This is a genomic window from Butyrivibrio sp. XB500-5 (assembly GCF_003625505.1).
Lineage (GTDB): Bacteria > Bacillota > Clostridia > Lachnospirales > Lachnospiraceae > Butyrivibrio.
Window position 1 is genome coordinate 866,053 of the sequence record NZ_RAIS01000001.1, and the last position, 26,928, is coordinate 892,980.

The 26,928-nt window shown below is 42.9% G+C and carries 18 protein-coding genes; 1 reads left to right on the plus strand and 17 read right to left on the minus strand.

The annotated features are described in order from the left end of the window. Positions 1-41 precede the first annotated feature (41 nt). From D6856_RS04000 to D6856_RS04015, 4 genes are all read right to left on the minus strand, one after another. Complete coding sequence (locus D6856_RS04000) at positions 42-2,816, minus strand: hypothetical protein (RefSeq protein WP_120685820.1); 2,775 nt, start codon at positions 2,814-2,816, stop codon at positions 42-44. Positions 2,817-2,837: 21 nt separating this feature from the next. Next, positions 2,838-4,964: an efflux RND transporter permease subunit gene (locus D6856_RS04005; protein ID WP_120685821.1), complete on the minus strand. Its 2,127-nt coding sequence runs from the start codon at positions 4,962-4,964 to the stop codon at positions 2,838-2,840. A 116-nt stretch (positions 4,965-5,080) separates the two neighbouring features. Continuing rightward, positions 5,081-7,408, minus strand: coding sequence for an ABC transporter permease (locus D6856_RS04010; protein ID WP_120685822.1), 2,328 nt, complete (start codon positions 7,406-7,408; stop codon positions 5,081-5,083). A 14-nt stretch (positions 7,409-7,422) separates the two neighbouring features. Then, positions 7,423-8,121: an ABC transporter ATP-binding protein gene (locus D6856_RS04015; RefSeq protein WP_120685823.1), complete on the minus strand. Its 699-nt coding sequence runs from the start codon at positions 8,119-8,121 to the stop codon at positions 7,423-7,425. 168 nt (positions 8,122-8,289) lie between these two features. On the opposite strand from D6856_RS04015, the gene D6856_RS04020 reads away from it, so the two are divergent. Next, positions 8,290-8,892, plus strand: a complete 603-nt coding sequence (locus tag D6856_RS04020; protein WP_120685824.1) for a TetR/AcrR family transcriptional regulator — start codon at positions 8,290-8,292, stop codon at positions 8,890-8,892. Between the two features lie 42 nt (positions 8,893-8,934). Here the strand turns inward: D6856_RS04020 and nagA are convergent, their stop codons facing one another. The 13 genes from nagA to D6856_RS04090 form a co-directional block, all read right to left on the minus strand. Beyond that, positions 8,935-10,065 carry an N-acetylglucosamine-6-phosphate deacetylase gene (gene nagA / locus D6856_RS04025; RefSeq protein WP_120685825.1) on the minus strand — a complete coding sequence of 377 codons (1,131 nt, stop codon included), beginning with the start codon at positions 10,063-10,065 and terminating at the stop codon, positions 8,935-8,937. A 3-nt stretch (positions 10,066-10,068) separates the two neighbouring features. Further along, positions 10,069-10,791, minus strand: coding sequence for a glucosamine-6-phosphate deaminase (nagB, locus tag D6856_RS04030; protein ID WP_092246709.1), 723 nt, complete (start codon positions 10,789-10,791; stop codon positions 10,069-10,071). Between the two features lie 136 nt (positions 10,792-10,927). Further along, positions 10,928-12,043 (minus strand): 5-methyltetrahydropteroyltriglutamate--homocysteine S-methyltransferase, encoded by a 1,116-nt coding sequence (locus D6856_RS04035; RefSeq protein ID WP_120685826.1) that lies wholly within the window; start codon positions 12,041-12,043, stop codon positions 10,928-10,930. A 133-nt stretch (positions 12,044-12,176) separates the two neighbouring features. Further along, positions 12,177-14,483, minus strand: coding sequence for a glycogen/starch/alpha-glucan phosphorylase (locus D6856_RS04040; protein WP_199704108.1), 2,307 nt, complete (start codon positions 14,481-14,483; stop codon positions 12,177-12,179). Between the two features lie 147 nt (positions 14,484-14,630). Next, positions 14,631-15,620: a LacI family DNA-binding transcriptional regulator gene (locus D6856_RS04045; protein WP_120655870.1), complete on the minus strand. Its 990-nt coding sequence runs from the start codon at positions 15,618-15,620 to the stop codon at positions 14,631-14,633. 248 nt (positions 15,621-15,868) lie between these two features. After that, positions 15,869-17,602, minus strand: coding sequence for an ABC transporter ATP-binding protein (locus D6856_RS04050; protein WP_120685827.1), 1,734 nt, complete (start codon positions 17,600-17,602; stop codon positions 15,869-15,871). A 21-nt stretch (positions 17,603-17,623) separates the two neighbouring features. Next, complete coding sequence (locus D6856_RS04055) at positions 17,624-19,012, minus strand: MATE family efflux transporter (RefSeq protein ID WP_199704109.1); 1,389 nt, start codon at positions 19,010-19,012, stop codon at positions 17,624-17,626. A 200-nt stretch (positions 19,013-19,212) separates the two neighbouring features. Then, positions 19,213-20,985 carry a hypothetical protein gene (locus tag D6856_RS04060; RefSeq protein ID WP_120685829.1) on the minus strand — a complete coding sequence of 591 codons (1,773 nt, stop codon included), beginning with the start codon at positions 20,983-20,985 and terminating at the stop codon, positions 19,213-19,215. A gap of 185 nt (positions 20,986-21,170) precedes the next feature. Continuing rightward, positions 21,171-22,298 carry a sensor histidine kinase gene (locus D6856_RS04065; protein WP_207667261.1) on the minus strand — a complete coding sequence of 376 codons (1,128 nt, stop codon included), beginning with the start codon at positions 22,296-22,298 and terminating at the stop codon, positions 21,171-21,173. Between the two features lie 131 nt (positions 22,299-22,429). After that, positions 22,430-23,152, minus strand: coding sequence for a LytR/AlgR family response regulator transcription factor (locus D6856_RS04070; protein ID WP_120685831.1), 723 nt, complete (start codon positions 23,150-23,152; stop codon positions 22,430-22,432). A 499-nt stretch (positions 23,153-23,651) separates the two neighbouring features. After that, positions 23,652-25,304 (minus strand): DUF4135 domain-containing protein, encoded by a 1,653-nt coding sequence (locus D6856_RS04080; RefSeq protein ID WP_147367800.1) that lies wholly within the window; start codon positions 25,302-25,304, stop codon positions 23,652-23,654. A gap of 412 nt (positions 25,305-25,716) precedes the next feature. After that, positions 25,717-26,178 (minus strand): hypothetical protein, encoded by a 462-nt coding sequence (locus D6856_RS04085; RefSeq protein WP_120685834.1) that lies wholly within the window; start codon positions 26,176-26,178, stop codon positions 25,717-25,719. 170 nt (positions 26,179-26,348) lie between these two features. After that, positions 26,349-26,777 carry a hypothetical protein gene (locus D6856_RS04090; RefSeq protein ID WP_120685835.1) on the minus strand — a complete coding sequence of 143 codons (429 nt, stop codon included), beginning with the start codon at positions 26,775-26,777 and terminating at the stop codon, positions 26,349-26,351. Between the last annotated feature and the right edge of the window lie 151 nt (positions 26,778-26,928).

Here is a 26,928-nt window from a genome sequence, read left to right on the forward strand (position 1 = left end):
TAGATATAGTCAATTGTACCGCCGGGCGTGAGCAATGGCAATCAAGCTTCTTTTATTCCGTCGGTTCTGATGATGAACTTCACGCTGCTGTCTATGTCGTCCGCAGCTCCGCCGAATGTTTTGTACTCAGAGCCGGCTTTCTGTATTGCCGTAAGCTTATCGGTAAACTCGGAAAGATCTCCGTCAAATACTTCATAGAGCTTGTCTATTCCTTCTTCGTCAAATTTGATCACGCCGTCCACAAGCTCCTGTACACCGTCGTCAAGCTCTATGACTCCGTCATATAACTCTTTAACTCCGTCGCCTAGCTGATGCGTTCCGTCATTAAGCTGATATGCTCCGTCTACGAGGGCTTCGTTATTGGATACAAGTGTGCCTGTTCCGTCAGAGAGCTGTTTAGCTCCGTCACTGAGCTTTCCAAGACCTTCGTCAAGCTGACTTGTTCCGTCGTAAAGCTGTGAAAGACCGCCTGCAAGAGCCTTGTTTCCTTCTGCGACCTGCTGTGCGCCGAGAACAAGCTGCTGTAATTGCTTTGCTGTATCAGGAGTCATGCCGGTGTTTTCTCCGGTTGCTGTGCTCATCGTACTTAAGACTGTTCCAAGTGTATTTGCGGTGCCTTGTGCAGCCGCTATCAAGCTATAAAACTCATTCGCCGCCTTAACGTATCCGGCCAGCTCACCCTGCCCATATTCGATACTTCCGTCAGGAGTAGTAACGCTCATAAGCATGTTCCCGGAATTACTTCTCACAAGACCATTTCCGCCGACTACTATCTGATTTCCCGCAAGCATTGCAGCTTTCTCTTCCGCGGTCATTCCGTCTCCCGAAGGCAGCTGTGATCTGCTTGTGTTTAAAGTTACGCCATCACCGTTTCCTGCGCTTGCGTTGTCTCCTGCGCCGCCATTATTTCCGGCACCGTTATCTCCTAAGCCGCCATTGTTACCGTTTCCGCCATTGTCGCCGCCTAAGGTTCCGGAAGCACTACCATTTCCATTGTCGCTGTTTCCGTTTCCTGTGCCGCTGTTGTCTCCTGCGCCGGTTCCATCGCGGCTGTTGCCGCCATCACTGTTTCCTTCGCCGCTTCCGTTACCGTCTCCACTTCCTGCATTTCCGTTGCCGCCATCAATGCCTGAGCCTTCACTTCCGCTTCCGGCATTTCCGCCGCTGTTGTCTCCGCTTCCGGAGTTTCCGTTACTATTTCCGTTTCCGTCATCGCCGTTTCCGGTATTATCTCCGGTATTATCTCCGGAACCGTCTCTGTTAAGCTCTCCCTCAGTCACATCTCTTTCGGGAGCCTCATCTCCACCGGGTACAGGTGTTGCAACTATCGTATAACTGCCAAGCTTATTTACTTCAGCTACAGCTCTTAAATGTGCGTTCCTCCATGCAACAGCCTTGTCAGCTGAGTCAATACCACCGTTTGTAAGCTTATACATGCAGGCAACAATTTCAGGCGTGCAATCACCGCCGTTTTGAAGCCAAGCCGCGGTTGCCTCAAAAGCAGCCTTTTGTCCCGCAAGCTCTTGCACTGATGATGACAATCCGGATAAGCTCTCAGCCATCTTAGCTACAGTGGCAACGCCGTCACTTACCTGTTTTGAGCCGTCCGCAAGTTTGTTGGCATTCTCAACAAGCTTAGCTTCATCCATAGCTTTTTTCATCTTATGAGTTCCGTCATGTGCCTGGCTTGCACCGTCTGCAAGAGCCGAAGCACCTTCGTTTATCTTACTTGTAGCATCGGTATAAGCAACGATTCCGTTGTAGAAATCAAGTGTTCCGTCCTTAAGCTCGCTAGTTCCGTCGTAAAGCTCTCCCACTCCGTCTTTTAACTCGCCCGTTCCGTTTTTTAGCTCCTTGTTGGCATCGACAAGCTTATCGGAAGCATCGTTTAACTCTCCCATGTCATCTTTAAGATCATTGATCTTATCCGATTCTGTTATATCAGTAATGCCAAAGTCAGAAAGCACATCGGAGCTTGCCATCGTTATTGTCATTCCAAGCTCAAAGTCCGTAGTGTTTGCAGTTACTTCAAAATAATTTGCAAGTTTACTGTCAAGATCTCCGTCCTCATTGAGCTCATCCCATTTATCCTCATCAATATCAAGACTGTCCTTAAGTCCCGGAAGTGCAATACCAAGAACAATTATATTGCCACCCTCTGAAATAACTTTTCCGTTGGACACCTCAACCTCACTGAACTTGTCGGGATCAAGAGTCATTCCGGATATCATCGCAAAAGGTGTGTATACTTCGATCTGCTTACCGTCCACATCAACCGTCTGCTTGTCGGTATTCTCATAGTCAAAGCGGATGGTTACCTTTCCGCTCTTTCCGGCAAGCTCCTCGGGAGAAATATCTTTTCCGTCGAGCTTGTATGAAACCTTCATCTTAACCGGAAGCTCTTTTGCCGTGGTACCCTGATAGTAAATGTCTGAGCCCTTGGCATTCCATGTAAGTGTTCCGTCGCCATTGTCAGTAAAGCTCTCATCGCCCTTTACGTTCACAATATTCCTAAGGCTCGTTGTATCTGAAATAGTATCCGCCGCATCAGCGTTCTTAAGCCATTCACTTACGATAACGTCGTCAACCGCTCCGTTTGCATCCGCCGTAACGTACACGGTCTCTACCTTTCCGGCTTCATCAGATGCGCCCGCCGTACTTTTTATTATGCTATCCTCAAGCTCTTTTTCCTGAGCGGTTTCTTCTACCGCGGTAGCTTCCTCAGGCTGCGAGTTTGCCCCGCAAGCTACAGTCATTATCGCAAGCATCGCTGCCATTACAACAGATAATGATTTAATAAGTTTTTTTCTGATCATAATATCACCTCTCTAACACGCTTAAGCTATTCTGTGCATATGATTGTGTATAAACTCATGAATATGTCCTTTGGGGACATCCACGCCCTTCATTCCGAACGTGGTCTTTATGATAAGCCTGTCAAATATCATGTACATGGCAGGAAGTACAAGTAATACGGTAAACATACTTACGATCGCGCCCCTCGCCATAAGGTTACAAAGAGAGCCGATCATATCGATGCTCGAGATAAGTCCGACACCGAAGGTCGCAGCAAAAAAGCTGAGCGCACTTACAATTACCGACTTCATACCGGTCGAAAGAGATATAAGCGTCGCCTCTTTTTTGTCATGTCCGTTCTTTCTCTCGGAAAGATATCTCGTCGTCATAAGTATCGCGTAATCAACCGTCGCACCGAGCTGTATGGTTCCTATTACAACCGATGAGATGAAAGGTATTGTCGTCCCTGTGTAATACGGAAGTCCCATGTTTACGAATATCGCAAACTCGATGACCGCAACGAGTATAAACGGAAGTGAGACCGATTTAAGTACACACGCGATGATAAGGAAAACAAGTCCTATCGAAACGGCATTTACCACCTTAAAATCGTGCGCCGTTATATTTATAAGATCCTTGGTACACGGAGCCTCTCCGACTACCATCGCTTTAGGATCGTAGCTTTTTACTATCTTGTCGACCTTCGCTATCTGATCGTTGATCTCGTCGGAAGCGATCTTATAATCTGTTGTCAAAAGAATCAGCTTCCAGTCGTCACTCTCAAGATCGGATAAAAGATCTTCAGGAATAAATTCTCTCGGAATCGAAGGCCCGAGCACCGTGTCTGCGCCGAGTACAGTAAGAATGCCGTCGGTATTCTTAAGTTCTTTTATCATCTGCTGAGTCGAAGCCTCATCCAGGTTCTTATCTATTAAAAGCATGTAGGCCGAGTTCATATCGAACTTTGCATCAACCTCATTCGCGCCCTGCACGCTCTCAAGCTTATCGGGAAGCGTCTGCGTAAGATCGTAGTAAACATTCGCATGCTCGTTTCCGTAGATTGCAGGTACCAATAATGCAAGAAAAACAGCAAAAAACACAGGATAAAACTTAGCTATTGCCTTGGGAAGCCTTGTAAATTCAGGCATCAGAGGCTTATGTCTTGTCTTTTCGATAACCTTGTCAAAAACAAGTATCATGCTCGGAAGGATCGTAACGCATCCGATAACTCCGAATACTACGCCCTTGGCCATTACCATGCCGAGGTCAAGTCCAAGCGTAAAGCTCATAAAGCAAAGCGCCACAAAGCCGGCAACCGTTGTTATCGAGCTTCCTATAACGGACTGGAAAGTCGCCGTTATCGCATTGGCCATGGCTTCTTTTTTATCTTTATTACCGGTCTTCTCAAGCTCTTCCTCGTAGCTGTGCCATAGGAAGATCGAATAATCAAGCGTTACCCCGAGCTGCAATACCGCGCTCAGTGACTGCGTGATAAAAGATATCTCGCCTTTAAATACATTGGTTCCCATGTTGTAAACTATCGCCATTCCTATGCTGAGCAAGAAGAACAGCGGAATAAGATAGGAATCCATAGTAAGCGAAAGGACTATAACCGCCAAAAGGACCGCGATACCTACATATATCGGAGTCTCAGCCATCGCAAGGTTCTTGGTGTCGGTAACTATCGCACTCATACCGCTCATGAAGCACTGCTTGTTTGAAACCTTGCGGATATCTTCAATGGCGTCCATCGTCGCATCCGCAGAAGTTCCCTCATCGAAAATCACAAACATCATCGTTGCATCGCCCGAATTAAACGCATCGTATACGTCTTTCGGAAGCATTGTCATCGGCACGGACAGGTCCATGACCGAGTCGTACCAAAGAACCTTGGCAACGTGATCCACGTTTTCTATATTGGATTTTAATTTCGCGACATCTTTTTCTTCCATGCCTTCGGCGACATATAACACAAAAGAGCCTGTGCCGAACTGATCAAGAAGAATGTCCTGTCCTTTCATTGTCTCGATATCCTTGGGAAGATATGTGAGGATATCGTAGTTGACTCTCGTGTTAAAATAGCCGATCGCGGAAGGAACAAGAAGCGCAAAAGCCAGTATCAGTATGATATATCGAAGTTTTACGATTACCTTTGACAGCTTTTTCATTTTCGTTCCTCCTAAATTTATGACCGATAGTCATTTTCTAAATATGGTATATCACTTTTCTGACCATTGGTCAATAATTTAACTGAGGATTTTTATCAATATGTAAAATTTGCAGTTTATTCAACGTTCTTGAGCGCTTCACTCATAGGTATCTTGCCGATCTTTCTGTATTCGATGATCGCCACGACAACATATGTTATAAAGCCCATAAGGAACATCTTTACATATACGCTCGGGTCAAGCCAGATGACCATCCAGCCGCTCATCATCTGCTTTAGCATCACCCTGAATATCTCAACCATCACATATGACAGGATCGGATAAGACAAAAGAAGCGATCCCACAACAACTATTGCAGTCGGTAAAATATATAAAAGCGCGATCTCTTTTTTCCAGTAACCAAGTATCTTGACCATTGAGATTGACTGAACGTTTCTCTCTATAATGAGCTTGGACAAAAGATAAATAAGCACAACGAAAAGGATGACTGAGAACGCATCAACCATGTACATAAGGTCGCCCATCGAGATCATAAGCTGCCTGGTGACTCTCGTAAGAGACTCCTCATCGATCGTCGTTCCGATGTACTTGGTGTCTATGTCCGTTATCTCGCTGTCAGAGAAGTAACCCGAGAACATCTCTTCATCAAAGCCCATAAGCTCATTAAGATGCTTCTGACTCATGAACACAACAATTCCGCCGTCGTAGTCATAAACTCCCGTCACCTTAAAGCCGTAGTACTTATCCTCATACGGCTCTTTAAGCGTTATGACATCGTCTTTTTTAAGTCCGTATTTATCGGCGTATGCTGAGGAAATAAGGACCGTCTTGTCGTCAAACTTCGCATTTATATATCTGCTGTCTTCTTTTATTCCATAGAGCGTGACATCCTCGACTCTGGCGCCGTCATCTCCTATCGTCTTAAGTCCGTAAGCCGAGAACTTTTCGGCATCGGGATTGTTTGATGTGATCTTGCTTTGTAAAAAGACATAGGAAAAAGCCGCTGAAAGCTCATCATCCGTATCGACAACACCGGCCGGAATCTCTATTAAATATGTGTGCTTTGCAAGCATCGACTGCGTGACGATACCCTGATAGTGAATAATAAGCGGAGGCAACATCATTCCGAAGAAAAGAAGCATGTTCGCAAACAAAAGTCCCATGAACAAAATGATGTAGCTGCTCTTGTTTTGTATGAGTATTCGAAGTCTGAAACGATCAAAAAATCTGATCTTATTATTTAATCTGATCGCATCCTTTTGCCTTCCGCCCGAAAGATCTCTTCGAATAAGCTTAAGAGGACTTATCCGCAGTTTCCTTCTTAATATTAGATAGGTAACGATCACCATGATTGCAAAAGGTACAAGCGTAGTCTTAAGGAATGCTTCCGCGCTCCAGACAGTCACGTATGTGGGCAGCGAATAGCTGTTATAGTACATGGATACGCAAACGTCTTTAAAGAACGTATATCCCATGATGTTTCCAAGTACAGCAGCGATCACGGTCACTATAAGAGGCATTGCCATATAGTGTCTTATAAGCTCGCTCTTGGTATATCCCGAAGCACGGAGCGTTCCGATAACGCAAGCTTCTTTGTGGATCGTATTGTTGATCGTGATGCCAAAGACAAAAGCAATAATGATGATCATTATGTATAAAAGAACTTCGACCATCGCCTTGTCGCTTCCAAGATCCTCACCCGTAAATGTGATCGACTGATTAAGGAATCCCGGAACGAAATTTTCAAGCTCGGCCTTCTTTGCAATAAGTTCCATGAGGTCGTCCGACATCTCTTTTTCCTCGATATCGTCCAAAGGCTTCTTGTCATAAATCCACGCATAGTTATAGCGAAGGTCGCGCTCGGCATATTCAGAAAACTGCTCTTTTGTCACTACGGCGACACCGAATGCGGATGCATCAAACATCATGTCATTGTTGTTGTAAAAAAGTGCGCTGTAATCAGACAAGGCAACAAGTGCGGTTATCTTATATTCCGTGCCTTCAGAAGTAAGCGTATCTCCGACATTTAAACCATTGTTGTCGGCATACATTCTGTCTATCGCGATCTCTTTTGAATTTGACGGAAGCTCTCCTTCCATGACACAGGCTCTGTCTACTTCTTCTCTGTTTGCAAATATCCTAAGCGTAGTGTTGTTATCAAATTCTTTTTCTACATAGAAATTTTCATATATCTTTACGGGAACTTTGCCGTTTTCTATTCGCTCTTTCTGCGCATCCTTGAGCCTGTCCTCCGTCCTGAAATTGCCGTCTTCTATCGAGTATTTTTCAAAGCTTTCATTATAAGCTTTGATCATACTTTCACCGGCAACCAAAAAGCCCGAGACAAATCCGATAGACAACAAAAGAAGCAAAAAGATAACTATGTATTTTCCTATATCTCCGATAAGCTCGCGGAAGAGCCTTTTGTTTAAAGGATTTCTCATGATCTTTTTCTCCTTTACCAGTCAAGCTCTGCCGCTTTTTGTTTTTCTTCGTTTCGATAGCTCTTTCTTATTACACCGTCTCTTAGCTTTACAACGAAATCCGCCATGTTTTTGATAGCGTCGTTGTGAGTGACCATGATGACGGTATTTCCGTACTTTTGATTGACTTCTTCTATAAGGGCCAGAATCTCTTTTGACGTATTGTAATCGAGCGCTCCCGTAGGTTCGTCGCACAAAAGAATATCCGGATTTTTCACAATGGCTCTGCCGATAGCGCAGCGCTGTTGTTGTCCTCCGGATAATTTGCTTGGTATCTTATTTTGATGTTCTTTCAGACCGAGTACCTCTATGAGTTCGTCTATGTCGAGCGGATTCTTGGAAAGGTATGCTCCGACCTCGATATTTTCTCTTACCGTGAGATTCGGAATGAGATTGTACATCTGGAAGATGTAGCCGAGATGCTCCCTTCTGTAGCTTGTAAGCGCCTTCTCATTCATGTCGGACATGCTCTTGCCTCTTATGATGATCTTGCCGGAATCTGCGTTGTCTATTCCTCCTATGATATTAAGGAGTGTGGACTTTCCGGATCCCGAGGGTCCGAGTAAAACTACAAACTCTCCCTTCTTGGCTTCGAGGCTTATGTCCTTAAGTACTTCTATACGGCTTCCGCCCTCGCCGTATGACTTTTTGATATTTTGTAATTCAAGTTGCATAGTAAACCTCTTTCTACTAACACCCGATAAAGTGATAATTAATATCATATAGTTTAGGATTATATGTTAGCACTTGCTAACAAGAATGGCAAGAATTATTTTTTACTTCTCCTTTATCCTTGCAATGTAGTAAAATAAGGGTACAGATGCATTTTGAAAGGCATAACTATGGGAAAAGCTGATCAGAATAAAAAACTGAAAATGGAGAACCTTCTCAACAACGCCTTCGAGCTCTTTACGTCAAAAGGCATCACCAAGACCTCGATCTCCGATATCGTAGAAAAAGCGGGTGTTGCGAAGGGAACGTTTTATCTGTATTTCAAGGATAAATATGATATCAAGAACAGACTGATATCACATAAATCAAGCCTCCTTTTTATGGAGGCTTACGAAGCGTTGCAAAAAGCAAAGCTGACTGCATTTGAAGACAGGCTTATTTTCATCATGGATTACGTTCTTGATGAGCTTGCCAAGAACAAAGGACTTCTTGCATTTATCTACAAAGACCTTAGCTGGGCTGTATTTAAAAAAGCCCTGACATCGCCTTCTACAAGCTCGGAAGTAGACTTTGAAGCCGTCTACAGAAAAATGCTTGATGAATCAGGCTATGAATTTAACGATCCGGAAGTTATGTTGTTTCTTATAATCGAGCTTGTCGGCTCAACAGGCTACAGCTCCATAATGTACAGCGATCCCGTGTCGCTCGATGAGCTTAAGCCTCATCTTGAAGAAACCGTTCGTGCCATTATCAGGCAACATATTAAGAATTAAAATACACCGGCTCTATCACCAATATAGAGCCGGCGTTTATTATCAGATTATCTTATTTCCTCTGGCAAATACAGATCTTACTTCAAATGTCTTTTTATCTATCAGCACAAGGTCTGCAAATTTACCGGGTGTGATTGATCCCGTAAACTCATAACATCTGACCGCTTTTGCAGGCGTTACCGTCGCAGAATAAACTGCGTCTTCAATCGGAATTCCCACATTAAGTACGGCATGTCTTAAGCATCCCATAAGATTGGTAACAGAGCCTGCTATAGTGCCGTCGTGAAGCTTGGCTTCGTTTCCTCTTACGGTAACGGGCTGCTTACCAAGCTCGTACTCTCCGTCTGCAAGTCCCGTAGCCATCATTGAATCACTTATAAGAGCCACTCTCTCTTTTCCGAAGAGCTTAAATGTTGCTCTCACCATAGGTGCCGCTACATGGATTCCGTCGCAGATAAGCTCCGCAACAACGTCTCCGTCCTCGGCTGCTGCCGCGATAGGTCCGGGATTCCTGTGATGAAGCGGTGCCATCGCGTTATAAAGATGTGTCATATGTCTTGCGCCCGCATCTATAGCTCTTTTTGCTATTTCATAATCGGCATCCGTATGCGCTATGGAAATCCTGCACTTCTTGGATATTTCTTTTATGAAATCCATAGAAGGCGTGTCCTCTTCGGGAGCGATATCGCAAAGCATTATGCAGCCTTTTGAAATCTCAAAGAGTCTGTTAAACATGTCTATATCAGGCTTTTTGATATATTTCGTATTCTGCGCGCCGCACTTTTTTTCTGAGATAAAAGGGCCTTCCATGTTTATGCCCTGGAAGTAAGCTCTTTTTCCGTCTTCCTGATTTTCCTTGTAGGAAGCAGCATTCTTCATGACCTTCGCAAGGTCTTCCTCTGAAAGAGTCATTGTCGTCGGTGTGAGCGTCGTAACGCCCTGACGTACCTCATAGTCGAGGATCTTCTCAAGTGTACTTAGTTCTCCGTCACTGAAATCAACGCCGTTACAGCCGTGAGTGTGAATATCGACAAGTCCGGGAATAGCATAGCATCCCAAAGCATCGACAGTATCGCCGCCTGCGTTTTCCGCAAACTTAGTACCGTCTATAAAAATATCTTTTGATACAAAGGAGCCTTCTTCGGTAAAAACAGCTGCATTCTTAATTATCATGTTTTATCTCCCCATAGCTGCTTCGTCTGCAACGATATAAAGGTCATTGTGAAGCTGTAAGATCGAACCCGGAACCTCGGGAGTAATTACTCCGTTAAGGCACTTATTAAGGGCGTCCGCTTTGTCTGAACCGCTTACGATAAGTACGATCTTCTTGGCGGACATGATACTCTTAATTCCCATTGTGATAGCCTGTCTCGGAACCATAGACTCATCATCAAAAAGTCTTGAATTGGCTTCTATCGTACTTTGAGTCAGATTTACGAGATGAGTTCCCGTTGAGAAATGATCATCGGGCTCGTTAAATCCGATGTGACCGTTTCTTCCAAGACCGAGCACCTGAAGATCCGCTCCTCCGAATAAAGCGATAAGGTCGTCGTAATCCTTACACTCCATCTCGATGTCTCTGGCCATTCCGTTTGGAAGATGCACGTTTTCAGGTTTGATATCAACCTTGGAAAAGAGATTGTCATTCATGAAATAGTGATAGCTGTGCTCATCCTCTTTGGGAAGTCCGACATACTCATCAAGGTTTACCGTGCGCACCTTGGAAAAATCAAGATCGTTCTTGTTATACCACTCGACAAGCTGCTTATAAGTACCGATAGGTGATGAACCCGTTGCGAGTCCGAGAACGCTGTCAGGCTTTAAGATAACCTGCGCGGAAATAAGATTTGCTGCCCTTCTGCTGACAGCATCGTAGTTTTTCTCAACGTAAATCTGCATAACTATAACCCCTTTTTATTACTTTTTACCCAATAAAACTAACCTACTATGTGTATATAATAGCACCGGGGTAAAACAAAAGCCATACAACAACTTGTGCTTTGTTGTACGGCTTTGTTATTTTTGATTATTATTCTCAGCCCCAAACTTCTTCCGCGATCTCTTTTACCAATTTGAGCTTAGCCCACTGCTCTTCTTCCGTGAGCTTATTTCCAATCTCGCAAGATGCGAATCCGCACTGAGGGCTTAAATACAGACGATCGAGCGGAATGTATTTAGCTGCCTCATGAATCCTTGCGATCACTTTTTCTTTATCTTCAAGTACAGGTGACTTTGTTGTGATAAGGCCGAGTACTACTTTCTTATCATCCGAAACCTTTGAAAGAGGCGCAAATCCGCCAGATCTCTCATCATCATACTCAAGGAAAAGAGCATTCACATTCTCTTTTGCAAATACGTGATCCGCTACTGTATCGTAAGGACCGCTTGTAAAGTATGTTGAATGATAGTTACCTCTGCAGACGTGTGATGTGATAACCATGTCAGAAGGCTTTCCTTCAAGTGCAAGATTATTTACTTCAAGAAGCTGATCCTGTACTTCTTCAAGATCTATGCCAAGTGATTTGTATCTGAGCTTAGCGGCGTCTCCGACGATTGCTCCCCATGTACAGTCATCGAACTGAAGGTTTCTGCAGCCCGCATCGTAAAACTGCTTGATAACGTCTCTGTAAGCTGCCGCAACGTCCTTGATAAGCTCCTTGTTGTCGGGATAGAACTGTCTTGTTCTCTCAAAGTTGGCAGGTACGATCATCTGCTGGAAAGTCTGCGCAGGTGCAGGGATTGTGTACTTTGCTACTGTATTCTCATCTTCGAACTGCTTAAGGAACTTGAAGTACTCAACGAAAGGATGTGCCTTAGCCTTGATCTTGCCTACAAGGTATGTGTCATCAAGAACAGCGAGCTCTCCGTTAAAGGGAACTCCGTTTCCTGTTGCCTTGTGCTCAACGCCTTCAAATCCCCACATGAAATCAAGGTGCCAGAAGGTTCTTCTGAACTCTCCGTCAGTGATTATGTGATATCCAAGCTCTTTCTGCTTGGCTACTACCTTGGTGATCTCATCATTTACTATCTTGTCGTACTCTTCCTGTGTAATCTTTCCTTCCTGAAAAGAAGCCTTGGCATCCTTAAGTGCCTGAGGCCTTAAAAAGCTTCCTACAAAGTCATAACGATATGGTGTCTGAATCTTACTCATCTATGTTGTCTCCTTCCAATAGTTGCCAGTTTAATGAGATGAGTATAAGCCTATCGCATCAGTAGGTATAATATAAAATATAATAGGCTATCCATAGATTTAATCTATGGATAGCCCGCTTAGATCAAATGCATCATAAATGCCAAATGTCTTTATTGTAATCGTTTATCGTTCTGTCCGATGAGAAGTAGCCTGCCTTGGCGATATTTGTAAGCATCATCTTCTTCCACTTATCGCGGTTCTCATAATCTGCAAAGATCTCATCCTTTTTCTTGATATAGCTCTCAAGATCCAAAAGTGTCATGAACCAGTCTTTGTTTATGAGCTCTTTGTAGAGTCTTTCAAGGTTCTCTTTGTGACCGACCGCAAGGCACTTCTTACTTACAATGAAATCCACAGCCTCTTTTATCACAGGACTCTTTTTATAATAGTCCTTGGATACGTAATCGGCTTTCTTGTAGTGCTTAATAACTTCATCGGCCTTTACTCCGAAAATGTAGATATTGTCATCTCCTACAAGCTCATGGATCTCAACGTTGGCTCCGTCATCGGTTCCGAGTGTGACCGCACCGTTAAGCATGAACTTCATGTTACTTGTTCCGGAAGCTTCCTTTGATGCAAGTGAGATCTGCTCAGAAACATCACACGCAGGGATAAGCTTCTCTGCGTAAGTAACGTTGTAGTTCTCAACCATGATAACCTTCATGTACTTGTTCACATCGGGATCGTTGTTTACGATCTCGGAAAGCACAAGAATAAGGTGAATGATGTCTTTTGCTATAACATAAGCAGGTGCAGCCTTGGCGCCGAAGATAAATGTGATCGGGCGTGTAGGCTTCTTGCCGCCCTTGATTTCAAGATACTTATGAATAATATAAAGAGCATTCATCTGCTGTCTCTTGTACTCATGAAGTCTCTTTACCTGAATATCGAAGATTGAATCGGGATCAACCTCGACATTTTCATGCTTCTTAAGATACTCCGCAAGCTCTTTTTTCTTGCCCTTCTTGATGGCATCGAGCTCGTCGAGAACCTCCTGTTCATCAATATGATCAAGGAGCTTTTCAAGCTTAAGTGCGTCCTTCTTGAAGCCGTCGCCAATCGTCTTTGAAAGGAAATCGGTTAGCGGATGGTTGCAGGACATAAGCCATCTTCTGAAGGTGATACCGTTGGTCTTATTATTGAACTTCTCGGGATAGATCTTGTAGAAGTCATTGAGCTCACTGTCCTTAAGGATATCAGTATGAATAGCGGCAACACCGTTGATAGAGAAGCCGTAGTGGATATCGATAAAGGCCATGTGAACCTTCTTATCCTTGTCAATTATATGAACCTTGGGGTTCTTGTGCTTAGCCTTAACTCTCTTATCAAGCTCTTTTATATACGGAACGAGCTGAGGAACAACCTTCTCCATGTATGCGAGAGGCCATGTCTCGAGTGCCTCGGCAAGGATTGTGTGGTTGGTGTAAGCGCAGGTCTTACTTACAACGCTGATCGCCTCGTCGATGTTAAACGCCTTGTCCTCAACAAGGATCCTGATAAGTTCAGGGATTATCATTGTGGGGTGCGTATCATTTATCTGGATAACCGCATGATTGTGCAGCTCGTGAAGGTCGTACTGACGCTCCTTCTGCTCTCTCAAAATAAGCTGAGCCGCGTTGGAAACAAGGAAATACTCCTGGTAGATCCTAAGCAAGTTTCCGGCCTCATCCGAATCATCGGGATAGAGGAAAAGAGTGAGATTCTTGTCGATCTTGGTCTTGTCGAAATCAATGCCCTTCTTTACAAGGCTCTCATCAACACTCTCTATATCAAAAAGTCTAAGCTTGTTAACACCGGTATCGTAGCCCGCAATGTTCATATTGTAGAGCCTTGATACGACTTTCTTTTTGCCAAAAGAAACTTCGAAGGTGGTATCTGTCTTCTCAAGCCAGCTCATATCCTCGATCCAGTCGTTCTTTTCCGCATTCTGAAGGTGATCCTTGAACACCTGCTTGAAAAGACCGTAGTGATAGCAAAGACCGATTCCCTCTCCGGAAAGGCCTAAGGTTGCTATTGAATCAAGGAAACATGCCGCAAGTCTTCCAAGTCCGCCGTTTCCAAGTGAAGGCTCGGGCTCGCACTCCTCTATCTGAGCAAGGGATTTGCCGTTCTTTTCAAGGATGGCATTAACCCTGTCGTATACTCTTAAATTTATAAGGTTGTTGGAAAGAAGCTTACCGATAAGGAACTCCATTGAAATGTAGTAAATCTTCTTCTCACCGTTACTAAGCTCAGTAACGTCCATAAGTCTCGTTGTCATCTCAAGAAGCACATAGTAAGTCTCCTTGTCTGTGCACTCTTTAAGTGTCTTTCCGAATAACTCCTCTGCAATTCCGTCAAGCTGCTCCTCAAGATTGAGAACCAATACGTCACGCTGCATGTTTGTGTGCTTGGACATTTTTCTTCTCCTCTCTAAATCAGGTAAATTGATTTCGGAAAACGTTTTCCAAAACTCTATACCGGTACTTTACCATAGGAAAACGTTTTCTGCAAGTGCAACTTTATAAAATCAAGAATCATCTGAAATTCTTGAATAAATAACCTTTTAATAGATTATATCCTCGTATTTCATGCGCACGAGCTCGTGTGAAGCCACTATCTTGCGCCCCTTCTCTCCGTTCATGAGCCCTGCAAGTTCCTCAAGGGCAATCCCTGAAATATCCGCAAAATCCTGTTTTACGGTATTCATCTGTTTTCCTACGTAGCCCATAAGCATTATGCCGTCAAAGCCGCATACGGGCCTGAATATATCCATATCTATAAGTGCCTTCATGGCTCCTATAGCCATAAGATCCGAGGCACAAACGACTATGTCATTGTTCTTGGCAAATTTCATGGTTATCTCTCTGGCCGTAAGCTCGGAGAACTTGCCGTTTTTCACGGTAAGCTTAAGCTTCTTTTCATCGCAGAGCTTCTTGATCCCTTCAAGTCTCTCTCCGGTGACGTATCCGTACTCATCTCCGGAAATATAGAGAACTTTCTTACTCTTATTCTCTGTGATTGTCTTCTTGGCTATATCGTACTGAGCCTTTGCCTGATCGACGCTGACCGATGATGTCGTCTCATTTACCATAGGCGCATCAACAACAACTATCTTGAAATTACCACTCTCAATGAGCTTATGAAGGACCTTATCCTTGGTCGTCATGCCATAGATTATAAGTCCCTTTATTCCCTGTGAAACAAAGTAATTCGTGACTTCTGCAACGGTCATATCCTCTATCATGGACATGAAAACAGTGATAACATCCATCTGCAGCTCTTTTGCCTTGTGAACCGCACCTGAAATATACTGCATATTGATCTCATCTCTTGAATTACTGCGCTGACCGAGTCGTATAAGAAGCGCCACTCTGCCGGCTTTCTTGGATGAAAGCGTTGCAGCTACGGTGTTGGGAACAAAGCCGAGCCTGTCCACCACTTCATTAACTTTTTTCCTTGTTGCTTCACTTACATTCGGATAGTTGTTTAAAACCTTGGAGACCGTTGAAATAGCAACTCCCGCCTCCTTGGCCACATCTTTTATCGATACCATATATTTGCCTCTGTATTACATTATACTATATATGATGTACGAATTACTCCTTGGCGGAGCCATTCTCTATCATACTATATATGATATACGAATTACTCCATGGCGGAGCCATTCTCGTAATTCTACAAACATTCGGAAATCGCTGATTTGCTCCGCAAACAGCTTTTTTCCTCATGTTTGTGCGGGTCACGAATACAAAAAGTTTCTCATGCAAGCATGAAAACTTTTTGTATTGTGACACCTGTATATCAGATTTTCCCTAACTGCATGCGATAGTATTTCTCATACAAGCCGCCGTTCATTACGAGCTCTTTGTGGGTCCCGCGCTCTTCGATGCCGTTGTTTCCAAGCACAATGATCTCATCGGCGCCAAGTATCGTAGAAAGTCTGTGCGCGATCGTTATCGTCGTTCTTCCGACCGACAATTTTTCAAGACTGTCCTGAACGTATCTCTCACTTTCGTTATCAAGCGCGCTAGTAGCCTCATCAAGGATAAGGATCGGGGGATTCTTAAGGAACACTCTTGCGATAGCGATCCTCTGCTTCTGTCCGCCCGAAAGTCTTGCTCCTCTCTCACCCACAATAGTATCAAAGCCGCTTGGAAGAGAATCTATGAACTCCAAGAGATCCGCTTTCTCCGCAGCCTCTCTGATTTCCTCAAATGTGGCGTCGGGCTTACCGTATGCGATATTCTCCCTGACGGTCCCGTTAAAAAGATATACATCCTGCTGCACGATACCGATAAATGAACGAAGCGACCTCTGCGTAACGTCGCGGATATCGATTCCGTCTATCTTGACGCTTCCGCCCGTAACATCGTAAAACCTTGGAAGAAGCGAGCAAAGCGTTGTCTTTCCGCCACCGGAAGGGCCGACAATCGCTACATTTCTGCCTTTATCAACATGAAGATCTATATGATCAAGAACGTTATCCTCTTCTCCGTAGGCAAAAGAAACATCTTCGTAGTCGATAACACCTTCCACCTTCGTAAGCTCTTTTGCCCCCTCTTTATCAACTATTTCGGGCATCGTATCCATGACCTCGCAGAATCTTCCAAAGCCCGCAAGCCCCTTCTGAAGCTGCTCCGTAAACTCGACAAGTACGTTCACGGGATTGATAAAGATGTTGATGTAGAGAGCATAGATAGCCATGTCCTCTACGCTCATCTGCCCTTTGGCGATAAACACGCCGCCCGCAACGATAACGGTCACAAACAGGAGCCCTTCAAAGAAATTGTTTCCCGAATGGAAAAGAGCCATCTGCTTGTAATTGTCTCTTTTGGATTCAAGGAAAGCGAGGTTGCTTTCGTCAAATTTCTTTTCCTCGATCTTCTCACCCGTAAAGGATTTCACGACCTTGATGCCGCCGAGCGTATCCTGAAGTGATGAATTGATGCCCGCAACCTTCTTCCTGTTATCGGAGAACGTTGCTCTCATCTTTTTGTTGCGGCTAACGGAAAAAACAGCCATAACAAGAACGACAGCGACAAGACAAAGCGTCATCGGCACGTTTATTCGCATAAGCAAAATGATCGATCCTACTATTTTTATAAAAGAAATAAATATGTTCTCGGGGCCGTGGTGCGCAAGCTCGGAAATATCGAAAAGGTCAGAGACAAGCTTACTCATCATCTCGCCTGTATTGTGCGTATCATAGTAGGAAAAAGAAAATGCTTCAAAGCGTTCAAACAGCTCTTTTCGCATGCCCGATTCCATCTTGGCGCCCATCATATGGCCCCAGTAGGTAACATACCATCTGCAGAGAAATCTGATGAAATACAGAACCAGCAAAACAAGTCCGATAATCCAGATTCTCTTTATGATTATCTGTGGTTCTTCCAAGAAAAGTGTTGCTCTGAGTATCCTTATAAACTGCGGAAAAACAAGGTCTATAACAGACAAGACCGTGGCGCAGAAAAGGTCGAACAAAAATACTCCTATATATGGTTTGTAATACGGTATAAATTTCTTGATAAGATCCATGTATGTCTCCGTTTTAAGTATTTACGCGGCGTGTCCCTCCGCGAGGTTCTTAAGCCAGCGCTCTTTTTTCAGCCAGAAGTAGAATATCGTAACCTTGATGAAATCAACAAGCTTGATATAGATAAAAAGCTGAATAGGGCCGATGTTTGTGTATATTCCAAGGATAAGTATCATCGGGATCAAGATGACCAGGGTTACAAGCGCATCTCCGTATGCACCCATCTTGGTATCGCCTCCGGATCTTGCAACCGCCTGCTGTGCGTTGATATAAACCCAAATAGGCATGAAGAGTGCAAGTACAACTACCATTCTTTCGGTTATGCTGATTGCTTCCGGACTAAGCCTTCCGTAGACGACGGGAACAAGCGCTATCGTAAAGAAGCCAAGAATTGTCATAAGGCACCCAAACACAATAGATCCGGATAAGAGCCAGTTCTTTTGATCACGCGCTTTTTCAAGATTTCCTTCTCCCAGCGTCTTACCTATTATAACGCTTGTTGCAGAATAAATTCCTCCGAATGCCACGAAAAAGAGATTTGCTATCGCAAAGCTCGCCGACATTCCGGATACGACCTCAGCGCCGCCTCTGCTGTTAAAGATTGCGGTGTTTACAGTCTCGGAAAATACCCAAGTCATCTCGCAGAAAAGCATGAGGGCGCCCTTCTTAAGTATCTCACCAAAGAGCCTGAAGTCAACTTTAAAGCCTTTTCCAAACTCAATCGCAAACTCGGGCTTAACCTTAATATATATGCCTAAAAAGATCAAAAATTCCACGGTTCTCGCAATAACGGTCGCAACCGCAGCTCCTCTTACGCCAAGCGCGGGGAACCCGAAGTGTCCGTAGATAAGAATATAGTTAAATACAGTATTGGTCAGTGTCGCGATAACCGTAACAACAAGCGGAGCCTTAACTCTTCCCATATCTCTCAGTGAGCTTGCAATGCTGACGGACAGTGTCATAAGAGGTCCCATAAAGAACATTATGCGTATATATCTGACCGCCTCATCGAGGATAAGCGGCGCCTGGCTGTTTCCTATCAGCATAAGTGACAGCACCTGTCTTGGGAAAACACGGCAAACAAAGAAATACGGTATAAACGCAGACAATCCCATAAATACCTTGAATACAAATGCCTGCTGCATTCCCGCCTTGTCTTTTGCCCCGAAAAATTGTGTTAAGAAGATTCCGCCTGCCATGGTTATTGTATTTACAAACACCATAAAAATAAACAGGATCTGGCCCGCAACGTTAACTCCGGACATGGAGACATCTCCAAGCCCCGATACCATAAAATTATCTATAAGCGATACCATGTTCTGAATAAGCGCCTGTAGCATGATCGGAATCGCAATCGCGAGTGCGCTTTTGTAAAAAGACACATCACCGAATAAACCTTTTTTCTCTCTCATAACATCTCCCATATTTTGCCTGAAATACTCTCTGTTTCCATAACTTAAGTGTAAGTTTCTCTATTGTACTCTTTGTATGGGAAGAAATCCATTCAAAAAAGCATATAGGCTTATCATTTTCTGTGTTTTTCGCATTGCATAAAAAAGGTCCCGGCAGTCATCTGTCGGGACCTTTGTGTTCGTATTGTTTGTAAAAAGGCTTATACAAACTTGCTGCCTTTGTGTCTCTTGATCTCGAAGCTTCCGCCGGATGAGATAGTCTCTTTTACGAAGGCATTCATGATATCGCTGTAGCCGCGCTTATCATCCTTGCTGTAACCGGGCTGAAGCGAATCAAATTCGCCGTTTTCATAAGTAACCGCGAGCGCATTGCTCTCATTGGTCTTGATAATGATAAGAGTCTTGGCTCCGCTGCTTACAACGGTATATTCATAATCATCTGTATCAAGGAAGCTCTCTATATCGGTAACGGCGCCTGCAACGGCATCCGCAAGATCTGTCGAAGAAGCTTGCGCTGTTTCTTCGAATGCAGGCTCTTCTGCAACAGGCTCTGTGAGAGCATCTACCTCTGCGTTTAATATATCGTCAAGGCTCTGGCCGGCGCTTTCTGCTACAGCAGCGTCATTCTCTGCTGCCGCCATTGCCGCCATAAGGGCATCCATCTCGGCTGCATCAGCAGTTGCTGCCTCAGGTGCTGATTCTTCCGGCGCTCCGGCCTCAGGTGCAGCTGCTTCTGCCGCAGCCTCCTGCGCAACAACATCTCCGAGCGAAGGTTCCTCTAATGCAGGCTCTTCTATCACGGGCTCTGCAAGAACAGGCTCCTCGATGTCAGGGATTTCCATAGTTTCGGGTGAAGGCTCTGCAAGAGCTTCTGCCGCGATATCAGGAACAGCCTCCGGTGCAGGCTCTTCTGCTGCAATATCAGGTGCTGCTTCCGGTGCAGGCTCTTCTGACGACATTGCAGCTTCCGATGCAGCTACGAGCGCTTCAAGCTCAGCTGCCTGTTCTTCTGTTGTCAATGCTGATCCAAGTACTTCCAACTCAGATGCCTGTTCATCTGTTGCCGGTGCGGCGCCCAGATCAAGCGCGTCGTCCGCCAAAGCGGAATTATCAATATCGGGTGCAGCCTCTGCAGGTGCTGCTTCCGGTGCGAGCTCAGGCATTGCCTGTGCAAGTGCTTCATTTGCAACATCGCTTGCTCCCATTGCAGCAAGCATAGCATCTATATCTGTAGCGCCGTCTGCGGGTGCTTCTGCAGGCATCTCTGCTGCGGCTTCCGATTCTGCTGTAGCTGCTGCCATCAGCGCATCAACGTCTGAAGCCGTCTCGGCGTTTGCCATTGCGGCGAGCATAGCATCCACATCTACAGGCGCAGCCTCAGGTGCAGGTTCCTCTACAGGGATCTCCGCTCCGGTAGCTTCACTTCCGCTTGCAGCCAACATAGCATCAATATCAACAGCTTCAGCCACAGGTTCAGCCACTGCTTCGCCCACCATAGCAGCCATTGCTGCCATTGCATCTGCTTCCGCTGTTTCAGCGGGGCTTGCGGGGATCTCGGCGTCAGGCGCTGCCTCCGCTGCCGCTGTTTTAGCCTTTTCTTCGGCCAATATCTCTTCAAGATCCGGAATATCCGGTTCTGCCACTGTATCCATTTCAGGTGCGGCTTCCGACACAGGTTCTGCCGGCACTTCCGGTATAACCTCTGCCGCCGCTTCGGGAACTGCCTCAGCTGCTACTTCGGAAACAGCTTCTGCCTCCGGAGCAGGCGCAGCCGCTTTCTTACGGGTTCTCTTTGGCTTGGGAGCCTCTTCCGCAGGTGCTTCAGGCACAGTTTCTTCAACGGCTCCCGCCTCTGCGCTCGCAGCAGCTGCCGCAGCATTCTCTTCAGCTTTCATAGCCGCCAAAAGATCGTCAACATTCGCAGTAGATAAATCCTGTCCGTTAAGAATATCCTGAGTGCTCATGCCTTCCATATACAGTCTCCTTTCGAACCGATAAACCCTTCAAATATATTTCCGTCGCCATACTATGACATAAAGCTCAAAAGCATCACTTTTCATCATAGAATAGCAACATATTTTTCACTATAAACCGTCTACTAATATTATCTAATATTTCATACCGAATTAACAGTAAATTTTTTATGAATTCAGAAAGCTTAAAGTAACAGTTCTATGGAGAAATTGCCGTCTTCGACTTTGACCTCCATGTGGCCGTTGTATTTTTTTATGACTGTCTTTACATTATCAAGGCCGTGTCCGTGGAGTTCTTTATCTTCTTTGGTCGTTACAAGCTTACCATTCTCATATTTAAGTTCCTTGTGGATCGGGTTCTTCTGAAGAATGCACAGAACATCGTTGTATGGATAGCACACAAGTCTTATCTCATCGCCGCTTTCGCAGGCCTCGATCGCATTGTTCATAATATTGGAAAAGATAATACAAAGCTCATAATCATCCGCTTTATTTTCCTTAAGAAGCGCGACCTGATACGTGAATGTAATTCCTTTCTCCTCGCACATATCGGCACACCGTCCCAGTATTCCGTCAACCGCAACATTTCCGGAAATAATAGCCTTACTGTATTTTTCCGAATCTTCTACAAGACCTCTGCAATACTTCCTAAGTCCTTCCGTATCCCCAGCCTCTGCAAGCGAACTGAGCGCGTATATATGTGCCTTAAAATCATGTCTGCATGCTCTAAGCTTTTTCTCACTCTCTAAAATCGCATCAATCTGTTCTTTTTGCGAATTTAATGTGTTTTTTTGGCACTTTGAGACAAATCTTTCATGCATTCGCGATTTTTCAAGATAAATTGAGTACATTACCAGAATATAGAAAATAAGGCTCATGATAGATACGGAATTCACAAACAACACAGTCCCTATCTTATTTCCACCCGGATACATAGACTCTTTTTCGGCAAATATAATTCCCACCAACAATGTACAAATATTCAAAAGAATTATCTGCATTGTGCTAAGTTCTATTCCGCGCGTGTCTCTTCTTGTTCTATGCACAAAATATAAAAGTCCACATACCACAAAAACATCAAGTAACCTAAGGCAATAATCTGATAAGCTATTCTTAGTAATAATATTGGATGAATCAATCCATATATTGATTATTGATGATATTGTCGTAGGAATACCCAAAATCGGGAAGTAGAGCCCCAACCATTTAAGAGTTTTCCCCTTGAATAAAAAAGGTATAATAAACCCAAACATCAGCGTACTTTCTGCGGCGTTAATCTTTCCTCCCGTTATAACAGATAATCCCTCAAGCAACACACTTATCCCGAGTAGGATAAGTGTTGAATATAACGCATTTTTCTTATACCGAGCTCCAAATATCACTCTGTAAATAATTAAATATATGCACAGATCAAAAAATATAAATAAAAATTCCAAAAAGAAAACTACCATCCCATACGTCCTTTAACTTTAGCCAGTACATAATCATCATACTTATTCTTTACATCTTCCGAAAAGCTTCTCCCCAGCGGAAGTGCCTCATCATTGTCGATGCATATCTCATTGTATTTAATTCTTTGTACATGAGATAAATTCACTATATATGATCTATGGATACGAACAAATCTATTATCAAGAACCTTGATAAATGAAGTAATCCCCATCCTTTCAGATGAAGTTTCTTTTCCATTGGACAATTTTGCAACAAGATAGTTCCCGTCTGATTTGATATAAAGGATATCATCATATTGATAAAACCTGTCTCCAAATGAAATTCCTTCTCTGCTGCTAAATTCCGTGTAGATATTACTGATCCACTCTATCACAAGCTTTTTTTCCAGAGGCTTATTCATAAATCCCACTACTTTTAGACCAAAAGCCTGTTGCATCGCTTCGGTATGACTTGTTATAAAAACAATTTTCTCAACTGCGGAATTGTTTTGCAGACTATTTTTTATCTCAATACCCGTTTCTCCGGGCATTTCGATATCAAGAAATAGAATACTGATTGGATTTTCCATCGAAGATAGCCTTTTTAAAAGCTCATCACCATTTTGACATAAAATAAAATTATATTGAGTTCCCGATACGGAAAAAAAATCATTCGCACAATCTTGAATGAAATCTCTGACTCTCTCATCATCATCGCAAATAGCTATTGTGAACATATTACTCTCTCCCACATAAGTGTTTTATAATCCCTATTGTCCATAATAGCACATCAGGAGCCGAATAATCGACTCCTGTGTAAAAAATTCTCCCCTATAAGAACCACTCAAAATATTAAATGTGTAAGATCTTCCCATTTGAAGAAGCATACCATAGACATAAAACTAACTAAATAATTCATTTCACTTTTCCCCCTTCCACCATCTTATTAATGAAAATAACTAACCTGGCTTAATAACCAGACTACTACCAACACAAAATTCAAACCGGCAAAAATTTTTTCCTGCGGTTTCATATCAAAAAAATAGTATGAATTTCTTTTTTCGCTCTCCCGAAAAAGAATCCTGTAAATAAACATCAGAGAAAAGGTTGATAATATAACATAATTCGATATATAAAATCCTTCTGTCAAACCTTCGTTTCTGTTGAATGCTGACAATAGTACCGCCACGATCAAAGCAAAAGTAAATGCCAGTCTCTGGACTGTAATGCCGTGTTTCATAGAATCCATTCATTCACCACACTTTCTATAGTTTTGTCATTATCAAAGTAAGCTAAGCTGCAGTGATCGTAGTCAAATGCACTCCTTATAAAATCAATCTGTTTTTCTTTATCTTCTTTAGAAAAATCATCGAGCTTATTTATTATGCATTCTAACGGAGATTCATAGCGTCTTTTAAGCGCCCTGTCCCATTCCTGGGTATAGACTGTTCTGTCCTTTAATAGCGTTGTGAAATAAGGCACATCACCTCTCATCAACTGCTGTATCTCATGCTTAAGCGAATACTCATCTATACTGCTGTCTGTAAAAACTAATTTTATATAATCCTGCGTAGTCTCTTTATCCTTTAAAAGCTCAGGTGAATTAAGCTTTTTTAGCATTTGAGAATAAAAATCGCGGTTTCTTAAAATTATTCTTATCTTGGTATTTTCATAATCTTTTAAAAGCTTATATATAGCTGGGAGGCTATCCATGATATTGTCATAGCCTTCGTCAAACCCTTCTATAACATCATCTACATACTCCCATACGGGAACGCTTTCACCGGAGAACTTTGGTAAATGCGTATGCTTTCCTTTGTATTTTCTGACTTCCCATCGCTCTTTTGCCTTGGACGTGAACTCATCTGTTATATCACTCTCGGAACGAGCAACTAATATCACATCTCCCAAAGCGTTGTGCTCTATTATATCTTTGTTTTCCCTGCTGTAATGCATAGGAATGATCGCTGTCTTAAATACGGATCTGTCAAAAAGTTTCCTTTCCTTCGTCACCTTTTTTGAAAAAAGATTGGTCGAAGATAATGTTTCCGCATCGATAAGCACCGGATATTTTCCGACTGCGTATACTTTTCTGTCATTTATATCAACAGCGTTCATCAGATACGCCAAAGCAAGCATAAATCCCGCATTCTTATAAAACTCTCTTATATCACTTTCCGTATTACATCTATAGTTAGTGACATGCTCGGCCCAGAAATATTTATTTCCCTGAACCATATTCAAAATCTTGTAATTATCATCACCGCTTACAAGCTTTATCAGCTTGCCATACAGCTCAAATATTCTTCCGCTCTCAGGTTTGTAGATGACATAGTCTTCATTTATCTTGCATCTTACCGTGCATTTCCCGCTATTTCTTTTATCTCCGAGAAATTCCACTTCCTGAAGAACGTATTCACCGGCTCTTTTAAGAAGTCTCTTCGCTCTTAGCTTATCCAGATCGTTCAAGTATCTTTTTATCACTTCCAAGAGGAAAGCATAGCCAAGATCCATGGTACGATGAATTCTTTCGTGCCAAAGCTTGTACCTGGCAATAAATCTCTCATAGTAGTACTTGTCAAAAAAGCGATCTATGTACTGTTTATACTGTGAGTCGGGATAGAGATCCCAGAATTCAAAAACGCCTTGCCTCTGCTCGTTAATATCAGCTATCAACAGCGTCTGGCTTATATCTCTTAATTCCCCCTTGAGATATTCCTTAAACTGCTTTTTGATCTTTCTTATGTTTATGAGTTCTCTTTCGGCTTCTTCATAGCCTCTTGTCAGTACGGATAAGTCCTTTTCGAAATCCCTAAGCTTCTCTTTTACCAAAGATTCATATATGGATTCAAACATATACTTCTCCTTGGTAGTACTCTTTTCCTTCAACGTCTTCCCTCACCTTTAGAATAAGACCGGAGTATCACGACATACTCCGGCCTGCTTTTGGCATAACATTATGGATAAAAAATAATAATCAGGTTATAGTAGTTTTGGTTTTATCCACTTATATCAATAATGATGTTAGAGACTTTGTTATTCATGTACACTTAATTGTTCATTGTGTTTTGACTTCCCCCATAATGTTATGGTAAGGTGTTAGATCCTTACACCCAAAGCTTAATGTGTGCGAAAACGTTTTTCAACATCAATGGGACGAACGACAAGTTTTTGTTATGAACGACAAGTTTTTTAACGACAAACGTTAAATGTCACTTTTCGTCTATTCTTTCTTTATTTGCCAAATAAAAAGACTCCAAGGAACAATCCTTGGAGTCTTTAGAATTATAATTATCATATTTTAGACTTTCTCAAAAAGCTCATCAATCATCTCATCAGATAATTTTAGATTATCTTTTAACTTGGTACGAATCAACTCATCATCCGCACCTAATTCTCTACTAAAATTTATCATTTCAATAGCAGCTTCCACTTTTCCCTCAGCTTTTCCTTCAGCTATTCCTTCCGCCTTAGCTTCGCGTTTCATTGCTATTTCTATTTCCCACTGTCTCATATATGTCTTTGTTACCTCCGTCTTGGATTTAACACTTGTAACCAGTTTATCGATATTACTGATATCGTTGTCAGGAGTAGCCGGTCTCTTTCCTGATACCATATATTCTAGCATTTCGTGGAGTTTTTTGCCATATTGCTTGTTTGGCGTATTGACCTTTCCACCGGCATATAAGAATAAATGTGTTATTCCATCATCATAATCGTATTCAGGGTGGTTTACGATGCATGTTTTAGCTTCATAGTACATCTCTCCCAAAAGAAACGGATCTATAGAATATCAACCATTAAAAAACAATTACAACCCCTATGTTATGAACGACAAGTTTTTTTGTTATGAACAACAGGTTTTCTTAACATTTGGCTTTAAAAAAGAGCTCTGAGGAATATTCCTCAGAGCTCTTAATTCAGGCTAAAAATTTATATTTTTTCTTTTTCAAATTTTTCTAAACCTTCTTGAAATGGCACAGAAATCATCATCATAGCGCCGGTTAACATAGCTATGCCCACATAAATTCTTTTCATATCAAGCCCAAGCATCCATAATGCTGTAATAATAAAAATAAATCCGAGCACTAATTGATATATCTTCATAATTCCTTTTTTACTTTTTTTCAGTCTAATTATAAAAAAGTAAATATCTAACACAAAAACAAGGATAAAATCGATGATAAGGAGCACTTCACCTATTGGGTTCTTACCAAAAAAAGCCAAAAATATATTATATGTCCCCAAAATGCAGGAACAAACTTTGATTACCCTATTTTCCCATATAATATTAAATGCCTTCCATTTTGTTAAAGCGAATATAATCCAGGAACATCCTACCACTACTAATAAATTTTTCATTTCCACACTCCCTAATGTTATGGTAATACTTTGTTTGTCTTACAAGCAAAGCTTACTGCGTCCGAAAACGTTTTTCAATAACAATGGGATGAACGACAAGTTTTTGTTATGAACAACGGGTTTTCGTATCATTTAGTAAAAAAAGAGCTCT

Excerpts from the sequence above, each read along its gene's own strand:
- D6856_RS04000 (WP_120685820.1), bottom strand. The coding sequence starts at position 2,816 with ATGATCAGAAAAAAACTTATTAAATCATTATCTGTTGTAATGGCAGCG.
- D6856_RS04005 (WP_120685821.1), bottom strand. The coding sequence starts at position 4,964 with ATGAAAAAGCTGTCAAAGGTAATCGTAAAACTTCGATATATCATACTG.
- D6856_RS04010 (WP_120685822.1), bottom strand. The coding sequence starts at position 7,408 with ATGAGAAATCCTTTAAACAAAAGGCTCTTCCGCGAGCTTATCGGAGAT.
- D6856_RS04015 (WP_120685823.1), bottom strand. The coding sequence starts at position 8,121 with ATGCAACTTGAATTACAAAATATCAAAAAGTCATACGGCGAGGGCGGA.
- D6856_RS04020 (WP_120685824.1), top strand. The coding sequence starts at position 8,290 with ATGGGAAAAGCTGATCAGAATAAAAAACTGAAAATGGAGAACCTTCTC.
- nagA (WP_120685825.1), bottom strand. The coding sequence starts at position 10,065 with ATGATAATTAAGAATGCAGCTGTTTTTACCGAAGAAGGCTCCTTTGTA.
- nagB (WP_092246709.1), bottom strand. The coding sequence starts at position 10,791 with ATGCAGATTTACGTTGAGAAAAACTACGATGCTGTCAGCAGAAGGGCA.
- D6856_RS04035 (WP_120685826.1), bottom strand. The coding sequence starts at position 12,043 with ATGAGTAAGATTCAGACACCATATCGTTATGACTTTGTAGGAAGCTTT.
- D6856_RS04040 (WP_199704108.1), bottom strand. The coding sequence starts at position 14,483 with ATGTCCAAGCACACAAACATGCAGCGTGACGTATTGGTTCTCAATCTT.
- D6856_RS04045 (WP_120655870.1), bottom strand. The coding sequence starts at position 15,620 with ATGGTATCGATAAAAGATGTGGCCAAGGAGGCGGGAGTTGCTATTTCA.
- D6856_RS04050 (WP_120685827.1), bottom strand. The coding sequence starts at position 17,602 with ATGGATCTTATCAAGAAATTTATACCGTATTACAAACCATATATAGGA.
- D6856_RS04055 (WP_199704109.1), bottom strand. The coding sequence starts at position 19,012 with ATGAGAGAGAAAAAAGGTTTATTCGGTGATGTGTCTTTTTACAAAAGC.
- D6856_RS04060 (WP_120685829.1), bottom strand. The coding sequence starts at position 20,985 with ATGGAAGGCATGAGCACTCAGGATATTCTTAACGGACAGGATTTATCT.
- D6856_RS04070 (WP_120685831.1), bottom strand. The coding sequence starts at position 23,152 with ATGTTCACAATAGCTATTTGCGATGATGATGAGAGAGTCAGAGATTTC.
- D6856_RS04085 (WP_120685834.1), bottom strand. The coding sequence starts at position 26,178 with ATGTACTATGAAGCTAAAACATGCATCGTAAACCACCCTGAATACGAT.
- D6856_RS04090 (WP_120685835.1), bottom strand. The coding sequence starts at position 26,777 with ATGAAAAATTTATTAGTAGTGGTAGGATGTTCCTGGATTATATTCGCT.